Below are 12,376 nucleotides of genomic sequence, written 5' to 3'. Positions count from 1 at the left end.
CCGCAGGGTGTTGGACCGCAGGCTGTTAAACCCCAGGGCGCAGCGGCGGAGGGTACTGGAACGCACGCTCCGGGTTAGAGGGAAGCGTTGTTAAGGGCAAACGGGGGGCGCAGCAGCCCGGGCGTCAGTCCTTCGGCGGGGTCGTTGCCCAGTTCGATAACGCGGTTGTTTTCGTCCACGTGGACCACCTTGGGCTCGTAGGCCTTCGCTTCCTCGGTGGTCATCTGCGCGTAGGTAATCAGAATGACAATGTCGTTTTCCTGCATCAGGTGGGCCGCAGCACCGTTGATGCCGATTACGCCGGAACCGCGCTCGCCGGCGATGGTGTATGTCTCCAGCCGGGCACCGTTGGTCACATCAACGATAGAGACAAGCTCGCCGGGAAGAATGTCGGCAGCATCGAGGAGGTCCAGGTCAACGGTGACCGAACCTACGTAGTGCAGGTCGGCGTGCGTGACGGTGGCCCGGTGGATTTTGGACTTGAACATTGTTCGATTCATAACGGCTTTAGTCTAGCGCCGGGGGCCATTGCGCGCAGTGACGCAGGGAACACTGCAGCAGGGAGGCTACCATCGCAGGGCCGGGGGGAGCAGTGACGCAGGGAGGGCCGCCCCTCCGCCTTTGGAAGGGCACGCACGACGGCGGCCGGTCACCCGCCGTCGTGCGTGGCCACGGCCGCTGCGGTCGCCGCCAAGGTCTCCCGCGCCGCCAGGATGGCTGGCCGCTGGGCGCTGGAGCGGCGAACCGAAGTGAATACAGTCCTGCGCGGCTTGCCCGGCAGGTCCAGCAGCTGAGCCGTAGTGCCGCGCCCCGTCCACACCAGGTCCGGCATCAGCGCCACGGCATTGCCCGACTCAATAAGCCTGATCTGGGCCTGCAAGTCAGCCGTTTCATACCGCACATCGGGCTCGAACCCCGCGCTCCGGCAGGCCTGCTCTGCCCAGTGCCTGGACGCGGCACCCCTCGGTTCCATGACCCACGCGAGTTCCGCAGTGTCCTCGATCGAGGAAATGGCGGGGCCGCCGTCGGACGGCGGCGGAACGGCGAGCCGGATAGCGTCGGTGGTCAGCTTGATCCTGTCCAGTTCCGGATAGCGGGGGGCAGCATGGCCCGGATACTGCTCTGCGATGACCAGGTCGAAGTCACGGGCCCATGTTTCGTGAAGCGCGGTCTCGGGCTCGCGCTGGATCATTTCGATCCGGACCTCCGGATACGTGCCGGCCATACGCGTGAGGGTTTCCGGCATGAGGGCCAGTGCGGCCGACTGGAACACCGCGATCCGGACGGTGCCCGTCACAGTGGTCAACGACGCGGCCAGGTCCGCCTCGGCCTGCTCCATGGTCTCCAGCAGGCTGGCGGTGTGGGCCACCAGGACTTCGGCCTGCGGGGTCAGCTGGACCCGCCGTCCCGTCTTGCGCAGCAGCTCTACGCCCACTTCCTTTTCCAGCAGGGCAAGCTGCTGGGATACCGACGACGGGCTGTACTGCAGTGCCTCGGCCACCTCGGCGAGCGTACCCCGGATGCTTAATTCCCGGAGCAGGCGCAGGCGGCGGACATCAAGCATGAGGAAATCCTTACCTAAACTAACGAATATAGGTTAGAAGTAGTCACTTTATCTAACGCAAGCGCCCTTGCATACTGTTGGGACCGAGTTACCCCCGTCACAAGCGATTCTTCGCGCGCCGTGATGGGGTCGCACCCCAAGCAGGAGTTCCTGATGAGCACACGAGACATGACCCAGTCGATCATGCGGCGCAAGCCAATTGACGACATTGAAGAAGAGAACAAACACAGTGGCCTCTTTAAGTCACTCGGGCTTTGGCAGCTTACGGCGATCGGCGTAGGCGGCATTATCGGCGTCGGCATCTTCTCCCTCGCGGGGCTGGTGGCCGCCGGCAGCGAGACCGCACCCGGGGTGGGGCCCGCGGTACTGATCTCGTTCCTGATTGCCGGCCTTGCGTCGGCAGCGGCAGCATTGTCCTACGCGGAGTTCGCGGGCATGATTCCACGCGCCGGGTCCGCCTACACCTACGGCTACGTGGCGCTGGGTGAGGTGATCGGTTGGTTCATCGGCTGGGACCTGCTGCTGGAATACATCGCCATTGTGGCCGTCGTGGCCATCGGCATCTCGGGCTACTTTGATGCCTTCCTCTCCGGAATCGGCATCAACATGCCGGTCTGGATGACCTCCACCCCGGATGAAGGCAAGGGCGGCATCGTCAACATACCCGCCATCGTGGTCTGCCTGATCGTGACCTGGATCCTGTCGCGGGGAACCAAGGCGTTCGGCCGGTTTGAACTTGTGGCCGTGGCCATCAAGGTCATCCTGATCCTGTTCATCATCGGGCTGGGCGTCTTCTACATCGACACCAACAACTACAACCCGTTCATGCCGTCCGGCTTCGGCCCGGTCCTTGCCGGTTCCGCCACCGTGTTCTTTGCGGTCTTCGGGTACGACGCCATGAGTACCGCGGCAGAGGAAGCCACCGACGGCAAGAAGCACATGCCCAAGGCAATCATCCTGTCGCTCATCATCGCCATGCTGCTTTACGTGGCAGCCACCCTGGTCTTGACGGGCATGCAGAACTACAAGGACATCGATCCGAAGGCCGGGTTCGCCTCCGCCTTCACGGGCGTCGGCCTGCCGGTGATCGCCACGATCATTTCGGTGTTCGCCGTGCTGTCCATCCTCACCGTGATGCTGACCTTCCTCCTGGGTGTCACCCGCGTCTGGTTCTCCATGAGCCGCGACGGCCTGCTGCCCGGCTGGTTCTCGAAGACCGACCGCCACGGCACCCCGCAGCGCGTCACCTGGATCGCCGGCGTGGCATCCGCCCTGCTGGCCGGAGTGTTCCCGATCAAGGCCGTTGCCGACCTCACGAACATCGGCATCCTGGCCGCGTTCGTCGTCGTCTGTTTCGCTGTAATCGTGATCCGCTACAAGAAACCGGATGCTCCCCGGTCCTTCCGCCTGCCGCTGATGCCGGTCATCCCGGCCTTCGGTGTGCTGGCCTCGGCGTTCCTGATGTTCCAGTTGCACTGGGAAACCTGGGCCCGCTTCGGCGTCTGGCTTGTTATCGGCCTGGCCATCTACTTCTTCTATGGCAAGAAGAACTCCCTGATGAACCCGAACAGCCCCCGGCACGAGGAGATCGTGGAGATGCACCGGCCCGTCGGCTGACCCTCTCCCGAACGCCCCATCACCTCTGGGGCCTTTCCCGGGGACGCGCCATCACCTTTGACGCCTTTTTCGGGGACGCTCCATCACCTTTGACCCGTTTTCACGAACCCTCTTCCACTTCCTGTGGGGGAGGGTTCGTTGTTTGTCCGGGCAGTGCGGGAGCGTTGCCGGAATTCGTGCAGAAGGTGATGGGGCGTGGGGTTGGAAGGTGCGGGAGGTGATGGGGCGTCTGAGGAGGGGTGCGGGGGTCACGTGTGAGTCCGCGAATCTTTGGCTTTTCTAACCTGTATTGCTTAGAAAAGATCGCTTTATCTTATGTGACAGGAAGCTCATACTGGTGGGTAAGACCTCCTCGAACCATAGGAAAGAACGAGAAAAAGCCATGACCCACATTGCAATGGAACCGGCAGTTGCGTCCGGAATTACGCCGCGGACCGTCGATGTTGATGTGCCTGAGGCGAAGGCGCTGGCCAACGAAGCCGTAGCGCTGGTCCGCCACTGGCTGACCGAGGCATCGAAGGTTCCCGTGGACGCTTCCGCCCAGCAGCTTGCAGGCGTGTTGAAGGACCCGAACGGGCTGGAGTTCACTGTTGGTTTCGTGGACGGCGTGGTCCGTCCAGAGGACCTGAACGTGGCCGCCCGGAACCTCGCCGCCCTCGCCCCCAAGGTCCCCGCGTTCCTGCCCTGGTATATGCGCCGCGCGGTGCAGCTGGGCGGGACCATGGCTCCGGTCATGCCGCAGGTTGTTATCCCCATCGCCCGCAAGGTCCTGCGGGAAATGGTGGGCCACCTGATCGTCGACGCCACGGACGCCAAGCTCGGCCCGGCCATCGCCAAGATCCGCAAGGACGGCATCAAGCTCAACGTCAACCTCCTCGGCGAGGCCGTCCTGGGCGAGCACGAGGCCTCCCGCCGGCTCGAGGGTACGCATACCCTGCTGGCCCGCCCCGACGTTGACTACGTCTCTATTAAGGTGTCCTCCACCGTCGCCCCGCACTCCGCCTGGGCCTTTGACGAAGCCGTTGAGCACGTCGTCGAGAAGCTCACGCCGCTGTTCCAGCGCGCCGCCTCCTTCGCCGAAAACGGTAAGAAGGCGAAGTTCATCAACCTGGACATGGAAGAGTACAAGGACCTGGACATGACCATCGCGGTCTTCACCAGGATCCTGGACAAGCCGGAGTTCAAGGACCTTGAAGCCGGCATCGTGCTCCAGGCCTACCTTCCGGACGCCTTGTCCGCCATGATCCGCCTGCAGGATTGGGCGGCCGAACGCCGTGCCAACGGCGGCGCAGCCATCAAGGTCCGTGTGGTCAAGGGTGCCAACCTGCCCATGGAGCAGGTGGAGTCGTCGCTGCACGACTGGCCGCTGGCAACCTGGGGCAGCAAGCAGGATTCAGATACCAGCTACAAGAGCGTCATCAACTACTCCCTCCATCCGGACCGCATCCAGAACATCCGGATCGGCGTGGCCGGCCACAACCTGTTCGACATCGCCTTCGCCTGGCTGCTTGCCAAGCAGCGCGGCGTCGAATCCGGCATCGAGTTCGAGATGCTGCTGGGCATGGCGCAGGGCCAGGCCGAAGCCGTCAAGAAGGACGTCGGCTCGCTGCTGCTCTACACCCCGGTGGTGCACCCGGCCGAGTTCGACGTCGCCATCGCCTACCTGATCCGCCGGCTCGAAGAAGGTGCGAGCCAGGACAACTTCATGTCTGCGGTGTTCGAGCTGAGCGAGAACGAGGTCCTGTTCGAGCGTGAGAAGCAGCGCTTCCTCGCCTCGCTTGCGGCGCTGGACAACAGCGTTCCGCCGGCCAACCGGCAGCAGAACCGCAACCTGCCGCCTGAGCCGATGCCCCATGACGGCTTCGAGAACACGCCCGACACAGATCCCTCCCTGCCGGCCAACCGCGACTGGGGCCGGGCCATCCTGGAACGCGTCCCGTCCTCCACCCTGGGCAACGCCTCCGTCGCCGCAGCCTCCATTAAGGACGAGGCGGAACTGAACCGCGTCATCCAGAAGGCTGTTGAGAAGGGCAAGGCCTGGGGCGAACTTTCCGGCGCCGAGCGCGCCGAGATCCTGCACCGCGCCGGCGACGTTCTGGAGGCCCGCCGCGCCGACCTGCTTGAGGTCATGGCCAGTGAGACCGGCAAGACCATCGACCAGGGCGACCCGGAGGTCAGCGAAGCCGTGGACTTTGCCCACTACTACGCTGAGTCTGCGCGGAAGCTGGACGAGGTTGACGGCGCCACGTTCGTCCCGGCGAAGCTCACCGTCGTCACGCCGCCGTGGAACTTCCCGGTCGCCATCCCGGCAGGATCCACCCTGGCGGCACTCGCCGCCGGCTCCGCCGTCGTGATCAAGCCGGCGAAGCAGGCCGCCCGCAGCGGTGCCGTGATGGTGGAAGCGCTCTGGGAAGCCGGTGTGCCCCGTGACGTCCTTACCATGGTGCAGCTTGGTGAGCGGGAGCTCGGCAAGCAGCTGATTTCGCACCCGGCCGTTGATCGAGTGATCCTTACCGGCGGCTACGAGACTGCTGAGCTGTTCCGTTCCTTCCGCGAAGACCTGCCGCTGCTGGCCGAGACCAGCGGCAAGAACGCCATCATCGTCACCCCCAGCGCCGACCTGGACCTCGCAGCCAAGGACGTGGCGTACTCCGCGTTCGGCCACGCCGGCCAGAAGTGCTCCGCAGCCTCACTGGTGATCCTGGTGGGCTCGGTAGCCAAGTCCAAGCGGTTCCACAACCAGCTGATCGACGCCGTCACCTCCCTGAAGGTGGGCTACCCGGAGGACCCCACCAGCCAGATGGGCCCGATCATCGAGCCCGCCAACGGAAAACTCCTCAACGCGCTCACCACCCTGGGCGAGGGTGAAAACTGGGCCGTTGAACCGAAAAAGCTGGACGACACCGGCCGGCTCTGGAGCCCGGGCGTGCGCTACGGCGTGAAGCGCGGTTCCTACTTCCACCTGACCGAATTCTTCGGCCCGGTGCTGGGTGTGATGACCGCTGAAACCCTGGAAGAGGCCATCGCCATCCAGAACCAGATCGAGTATGGCCTTACCGCAGGCCTGCACTCCCTCAACTCGGCGGAGCTGGGTACCTGGCTGGAGAGCATCCAAGCCGGAAACCTGTACGTGAACCGCGGCATCACCGGCGCCATCGTGCAGCGCCAGCCGTTCGGCGGCTGGAAGAAGTCAGCAGTTGGCGCCGGCACCAAGGCTGGCGGACCCAACTACCTGGCCGGCCTGGGCGGGTGGACTTCCACCGCAAGTGCGGCGGATACCTCCGTCACCCATCCCGGTGTCGGGCGGATCATCAATGCCGCCGGTTCTGCCCTGGAACCTGCAGAACTCGAGTCCGTCCAGCGTGCACTGGCCTCCGATGCTGAGGCCTGGGCCAGCGAGTTCGGCACGGCGAAGGACGTTTCCGGCCTCAGTGCGGAGCGCAACATCTTCCGCTACCGGAGCCTGCCCGTGACCATCCGCCTCTCCGAGGGCGCGCCGCTCGCGCACCTCGTGCGGACCACAGCGGCCGGAGTGCTGGCGGGCTCGGAGCTGACAGTGTCCACCGCCGTCGGGCTTCCCGCCCAGCTGCGCGCGGTGCTCACCGCACTGGACATTGACATCAAAGTTGAGTCCGACGGCGAGTGGCTGGCAACCGCTGGTCAGCTCGCCAGCGCGGGCAGGCTTTCCGGAGCCCGCATCCGCCTGATTGGCGGAGATGCCGCTGCCCTGGCGCACGCGACCGGCGGCCGCCCGGACCTTGCCGTCTACTCCCACCCGGTCACGGAGGCCGGCCGCGTGGAACTGCTGCCGTTCCTGCATGAGCAGGCTGTCAGCATCACCGCGCACCGGTTCGGCACGCCGAACCACCTCTCGGACGCTTTGATCTAGTTTCAGTCCCAGCGGCAAAGCGGAAGGCCGGGCGGCCACCTTGACGGTGGCCACCCGGCCTTCTGTTTTTGGTTTGGTCGGTTGTCCGTTAGCCGAGGTACCAGCCGGGCGGTGTCCATGTCACCGGCACGCTGTGGGCGGAAAACTCCTCGCAGCGGGTGCAGGTGTAGGCCACTTCGCCCAGGGCGGCAACACCCCCGTCACGCCGGTACGTCGGCGGAATGTAGGACTCGAGGTAAACAAATTCATCGGTGCGGCACTTGTCGCAGGTGGGCTTTCCCACATATCCGGAGTCCGTGGTCAGACCGGAGCCGAGGGTGGTTTGGCGGGTGGCCAGCGGCCGCGCAGTGTTATGCGGGCGGGCATGAGTGGAGCTGAGGCGGGTGTTCTTGGCTGTCGTCATTGGCTGCCTGTCCCGAGCGCGCAAACCCGAGGGGCAGGGCGTGCTCGTATTTGAAGAACTGGCCAGCTGCTTGACCATGGGAAATCCAGCATAGGTGATGCAACGTTCCGGCATCAACGGAGAACGGGTTGTCTTCCAGCGGAAGATTTAGCTGGTCAGGAATGATTTCAGTGCTGCTACCCACGCACCGGTGGCATCGAGGTGTGCGTCATGAGATGCCCTGGGAATGTCGACACGCCGGACGTTATGGCCGCGGGCGACGAACTCCGTCTTCTCCTCCGCAGGAAACATTCCTTCCTCGCCATAGACTACGAGGGTTGGAGCTGTGACGGCAGCCCACTCCTCCCACCGGGGCCGAATCAGCCCGTTCATCGTGTCCACCATGACGTCTGCGTGGAAGCGGGGCCAGTATCCGTCCTCACGTTCTTCAAGGTCGGACACCCACGCCTTCTGCAGGGGGCCGTTGCCCAAGAACTCCTTCGCGGCGGCCCGGCTCGGGAACGGAACGGGCCAGGAACGAAAGAATTCCCCGAGTTGCATATTCTCGGCAGCGCTGCTGCTGCCGGCACTGCTTTCCAAAAGCACGAGCTTGGTGACCAGGTCCGGCCGCTGCGCCGCAACGAGCATTGCGGTGTGGCCGCCCATCGATTGGCCCACCAGTACTGCAGGACCGTGCACTGCGGATTCGATCACGTGGACGACGTCGGCAATAAAGGCCTCCCGCGAAAGGTCGCCGGGCCTGGAGGTGCTCCGGCCGTGCCCGCGAAGGTCCACCAGGATAGTCCGGAAGTCCGGAAGGGCGCGGGCGGTTTCGAAAAATTCCACTGCACTGCCGGCCAGCCCGTGCAGGATAACGACCGGAAGGCCGTTCCCGCCCGTGTCGAAGTAGTTGATCCGGACCCCTAATCCAACATCGAGGGCGAACTGCTGTCCAACGACGGTGGTTGCTGTCATGCGTACAACCTAGCCGGTGGGAGCCGCAGGCATGGACCCGCTTCAATAGCTTCGAAAGGCCCGGGAGCCTAGGCCGGGCGGTTGATGGTCCGCCCCACGATGGACTGCGTCAGGGCATCGATCACCTCGGAGTTGGCCAGGGGGTTGCGGATCAAGGTGAAGTCCACGTCACCTACTGCCGGCAGGTCAAAGCGGCGGGTGATGATCTTCAGGTCCTCGGGCACCAGGGAGGACGGCATGACGGCGACCCCGATGCCGGCCCGGACTGCGGCAAGGACGCCGCTGATCTGGCGTGTGGTGCAGGTGATGCGCCACGTCCTTCCGTGGGACTCCAACGCATCGATGGCGAGCTTTCGGCTCAGGCTGGGTGAAGGGTAGGCGATCAGCGGGACGGGAGCCCCGGGCTCCAGCACGGTCTGTTCCTGCCCCACCCAGGAGAAGGAGTCATGCTGCACCACTGTGCCGTCCTTGGCCCCGGCCACCCATTTCACGAACACCAGATCCAGCTGGCCTGCATTCAGCTTCCGGTACAACTGATCGCTTTGGCCAACCGTCAGCTCGAGGTTGATCTGCGGATAGATCTGCCGGAATTCGCGCAGGATCCGTGGCAGGCCGGTGATCGCCAGGTCATCGGCGGTACCGAACCGCAGCCGCCCACGCATGGCGGAGCCGGAAAAGTACCGCGAAGCGGCATCGTGGGCGGAAAGGATGTTCCGTGCGAAGCCTGCCATGGCATCACCGTTGTCCGTCAGCCGGACATCCCGCGTATCCCTCGTAATCAGCACCCGCTTGGCGGCTGTTTCGAGCTTGCGGACGTGCTGGCTGACGGTGGGTTGGGCCAAGCCCAGCCGATCAGCAGCCTTGGTGAAACTCAGGGTTTCGGCGACCGCCAAGAAGGAGCGCAGCTGCGAAGGTTCAAACACTGTGGACTCCAGTGGGGCAGAGCGGATAGTGGCGGCATTGCAGTTTGCAATACGAGTTATAGGGACAATACGTCTCCATAATCACGTGCATCAGCCTAGCGTTAACGGCATCCCGGACCGACCGCAATTTTGAGGACACACCTGTGGCACCCCCACCGCCGTCATCGGCAACTGTCACCCAGCCCGTCATCGACTCCGCAAGCGCTGTACAGCCGGACACCCAGACGCAGCCGCTCGCCGTCGTCCCTGAACGGCTGCCATGGAAACACACCTTTATCTCGTTGAGGGTTCCCAACTTCCGGATCTTCGCGATCGGCCACTTCATCGCCGTCATCGCCATCTGGATGCAGCGGATTGCCCAGGACTGGATGGTCCTGCAGCTTTCCGGATCCGTGACTGCAGTGGGGATCACCGTTGCACTGCAGTTCCTGCCTTCGCTTCTGCTGGGCCCCTGGGGTGGCATGGTGGCCGACAGGTTCGCCAAGCGCAAGATCCTGATCCTCTGCCAGAGCATGGCTGCGCTCCTGGCCGCCGCGCTCGCGATTCTTGCACTGACAGGCGCCGTGGAGGTTTGGCACGTCTACGTCATCGCCTTGGTGCTCGGGCTGGTCACCGTGCTGGATCAGCCTGCCAGGCAGGTGTTCGTCAACGAACTGGTGGGCCCGAAGTACCTGCGAAATGCCATCAGCGTCAACTCCACCACCTACCAGTTGGGCGGCCTGATAGGCCCTGCCCTGGCCGGATGGCTGCTCACAGCGGTGGGGGCAGGATGGGCGTTCGCCGGCAACGCCTTCGCCTGCTGCTCCACCGTGGCCATGCTGCGGGAAGGGCTCAGCTACGCCCTCAGTAAGCCCACCATCTACTGGCCGTGGCTGATGGCGGGGTTCATTGCGGTTTTTGCCATGAGCCTGCCTGTGGTGCTGGCCGCCTTCGCCGACAACGTTTTCAACGTCGGGGCAGGAGGCTACGGACTGCTAAACGCTCTCGTTGCCCTCGGGGCCATTGCCGGGGCGGTTGCCTCTACCCGGCGCAGGCAGTTGCGGTTGCGCTCCGTAGTGTTCTGCGCCGGCATGTACGGAGTCATGCTCTGCCTTGCCGCCGCGGCGCCCACCATGGTGATGTTCGGAGCGGTGATGGTGCTGTCCGGATTCTGGTGCCTGATGTTCCTGACTGGCTCCAACCAGCTGGTCCAGGTCAGTTCAAACATGAGTATCCGGGGCCGGGTGGTAAGCCTGTACATCATGGTGCTCGTCGGCGGCCAGGCCATCGGCGGGCCGATGCTCGGTTGGCTCTCGGAGCACGCCAGCCCGCATGCGGCCCTGCTGGTGGCCGGGGGAGTCCCGGCCCTTGCGGCCCTGACAGTCGCCGTCGTCCTGGCCCGGAAAGGTTCGCTGCTGCTTCGTGTCAGCCTCAAGGACCGCCGCCACCCCGTGAGCATCGTCAGCAAGGCGACGGCGGCCTGAAAGCCAGGCTAGTTCCCGAGGGGCTTCGCTCCGCCGTGGGGATGGAAAATATACGTCGCGGGCACCTGAGCCGGTGATATCTGGTGTTGTTCCATGGTGCGGGGCAGACTTGATGAGTGTGTTTCGGTCGTCCCCGATGCTTCTATGGTGCCGGTGAGCCTGTGGGCTAGTTTGGTGGTGGAGGGCACAGCTTTTTGTCCGCGGGACCGTGGAATGTTGCCTTCGAGCACGTATGTCAGATTTGTTGTTTATCCGCCCTCCCCGGAACACAGACGCCTTGTCCGCACGAACGGTTTCGGAAGGTGATCCACCATGGAGGTCATTCACTCGCGCTGCGCGGGTGTCGATGTTTCGAAGAAGGACGCTAAGGTCTGCGTCCGTATCCAGGGCCGCGGCAACCGGCCCACCACGTCCACCGTCACGACCTGGGCCGCGATGACCGCGCGGATCCTGGACCTGAGGGACCACCTGCTGAACGAACACGTGACCCTGGTCGTGATGGAAGCCACCAGCGACTACTGGCGCCCTTTCTACTACCTGCTCGAAGACGAAGGCCTGGACGTGATCCTGGTCAACGCCCGCGACGCCAGAAACGTCCCCGGCCGCAAAACCGATGTCTCGGACGCGGCCTGGCTCGCCGATCTCGGCGCTCACGGGCTGGTCCGAGCCTCCTTCGTGCCCCCGCCACCGGTACGCGAGCTGCGGGACCTGACCCGCGCCCGGACACTAATCACCCGTGAACGCACCAGGGAAATGCAGCGCCTGGAGAAACTGCTCGAGGACGCGTGCATCAAACTGTCCTCGGTAGCCTCGGACATCACCGGGCTCTCGGGACGGCTGATGCTGCAGGCACTCATCGAAGGGGAGGACGACCCCGCCGTACTGGCGGAACTGGCCCACGCGAGGATGCGTGCAAAGATCCCCGAGCTCACCGACGCACTCACCGGCCGGTTCAGCGACCATCACCGCTACATGGCGGCCCTCTATCTGCACCGCATCGATGCCCACACCGCCGACATCAAAGACCTCAGCGCCAGAATCGAGGAGGCGATGGAGCCCTTTCGCCTCGCCCGGGAGCTCCTGACCAGCATCCCGGGATTCAGCACCACCATCGCCGAGGTCTTCATCGCCGAAACCGGAGCCGACATGAGGGTCTTCCCGACACCGCAACAGCTGGCATCATGGGCAGGCACGTCCCCCGGAGCCAACGAATCCGCCGGCCGGATCAAATCAACCAAGACCCGCCCGGGCAACAGATACCTCAAAGGCGCCCTGGGCATCGCGGCCCTCTCGGCGGTACGGTCCAACGGCACATACTTCTCAGCGAAGTACCGGCGCATCGCTTTCCGGCGCGGACCCGTTAAGGCTCTCGTTGCGGTCGAACATGCCATGCTCACCGCGGCCTGGCACATGCTCGCCACCGGCGAACTCTACCGCGACCCCGGAGCCGACTACTTCACGCAACGCACACCCGCCAAGGCAAAAGCCCGCGCAATCGGACAACTCGAATCCCTGGGTTACCAGGTCACCCTCGAGCCCCTGCACCAAACTGGATAAATCGCC

9 protein-coding genes are annotated in these 12,376 nt (G+C 64.3%); 4 read left to right on the top strand and 5 right to left on the bottom strand.

Annotated elements, in window-relative coordinates; genetic code table 11:
* Positions 1–74 precede the first annotated feature (74 nt).
* Together panD and M1D93_RS18700 are read right to left on the bottom strand one after the other, a co-directional pair.
* Complete coding sequence (panD, locus tag M1D93_RS18705) at positions 75–500, bottom strand: aspartate 1-decarboxylase (protein WP_461172946.1); 426 nt, start codon at positions 498–500, stop codon at positions 75–77.
* A gap of 149 nt (positions 501–649) precedes the next feature.
* Positions 650–1,564 carry a LysR substrate-binding domain-containing protein gene (locus tag M1D93_RS18700; protein ID WP_461172945.1) on the bottom strand — a complete coding sequence of 305 codons (915 nt, stop codon included), beginning with the start codon at positions 1,562–1,564 and terminating at the stop codon, positions 650–652.
* 153 nt (positions 1,565–1,717) lie between these two features.
* On the opposite strand from M1D93_RS18700, the gene M1D93_RS18695 reads away from it, so the two are divergent.
* On the top strand, positions 1,718–3,181 hold the full coding sequence (locus tag M1D93_RS18695; RefSeq protein ID WP_461172944.1) for an amino acid permease: 1,464 nt from the start codon (positions 1,718–1,720) through the stop codon (positions 3,179–3,181).
* A gap of 382 nt (positions 3,182–3,563) precedes the next feature.
* A complete protein-coding gene (locus M1D93_RS18690; RefSeq protein WP_461172943.1) occupies positions 3,564–7,070 on the top strand; it encodes a proline dehydrogenase family protein in 3,507 nt (1,168 codons plus the stop codon).
* 88 nt (positions 7,071–7,158) lie between these two features.
* Here M1D93_RS18690 and M1D93_RS18685 read toward each other — a convergent pair whose 3' ends face one another.
* From M1D93_RS18685 to M1D93_RS18675, 3 genes are all read right to left on the bottom strand, one after another.
* A complete protein-coding gene (locus M1D93_RS18685; protein WP_461172942.1) occupies positions 7,159–7,473 on the bottom strand; it encodes a hypothetical protein in 315 nt (104 codons plus the stop codon).
* Between the two features lie 147 nt (positions 7,474–7,620).
* On the bottom strand, positions 7,621–8,427 hold the full coding sequence (locus M1D93_RS18680; protein ID WP_461172941.1) for an alpha/beta fold hydrolase: 807 nt from the start codon (positions 8,425–8,427) through the stop codon (positions 7,621–7,623).
* A gap of 68 nt (positions 8,428–8,495) precedes the next feature.
* Positions 8,496–9,350 (bottom strand): LysR family transcriptional regulator, encoded by an 855-nt coding sequence (locus tag M1D93_RS18675; protein ID WP_461172940.1) that lies wholly within the window; start codon positions 9,348–9,350, stop codon positions 8,496–8,498.
* Positions 9,351–9,493: 143 nt separating this feature from the next.
* Here M1D93_RS18675 and M1D93_RS18670 point away from each other — a divergent pair, with 143 nt between their 5' ends.
* On the top strand, positions 9,494–10,813 hold the full coding sequence (locus tag M1D93_RS18670) for an MFS transporter (RefSeq protein WP_461172939.1): 1,320 nt from the start codon (positions 9,494–9,496) through the stop codon (positions 10,811–10,813).
* Positions 10,814–11,125: 312 nt separating this feature from the next.
* Complete coding sequence (locus M1D93_RS18665) at positions 11,126–12,370, top strand: IS110 family RNA-guided transposase (protein WP_461172938.1); 1,245 nt, start codon at positions 11,126–11,128, stop codon at positions 12,368–12,370.
* The last annotated feature ends 6 nt before the right edge of the window (positions 12,371–12,376 follow it).

This window comes from Arthrobacter sp. Z1-9, assembly GCF_054792695.1.
This window is presented reverse-complemented; position numbering and strand designations above follow the sequence as displayed.

Excerpts from the sequence above, each read along its gene's own strand:
- panD (WP_461172946.1), bottom strand. The coding sequence starts at position 500 with ATGAATCGAACAATGTTCAAGTCCAAAATCCACCGGGCCACCGTCACG.
- M1D93_RS18700 (WP_461172945.1), bottom strand. The coding sequence starts at position 1,564 with ATGCTTGATGTCCGCCGCCTGCGCCTGCTCCGGGAATTAAGCATCCGG.
- M1D93_RS18695 (WP_461172944.1), top strand. The coding sequence starts at position 1,718 with ATGAGCACACGAGACATGACCCAGTCGATCATGCGGCGCAAGCCAATT.
- M1D93_RS18690 (WP_461172943.1), top strand. The coding sequence starts at position 3,564 with ATGACCCACATTGCAATGGAACCGGCAGTTGCGTCCGGAATTACGCCG.
- M1D93_RS18685 (WP_461172942.1), bottom strand. The coding sequence starts at position 7,473 with ATGACGACAGCCAAGAACACCCGCCTCAGCTCCACTCATGCCCGCCCG.
- M1D93_RS18680 (WP_461172941.1), bottom strand. The coding sequence starts at position 8,427 with ATGACAGCAACCACCGTCGTTGGACAGCAGTTCGCCCTCGATGTTGGA.
- M1D93_RS18665 (WP_461172938.1), top strand. The coding sequence starts at position 11,126 with ATGGAGGTCATTCACTCGCGCTGCGCGGGTGTCGATGTTTCGAAGAAG.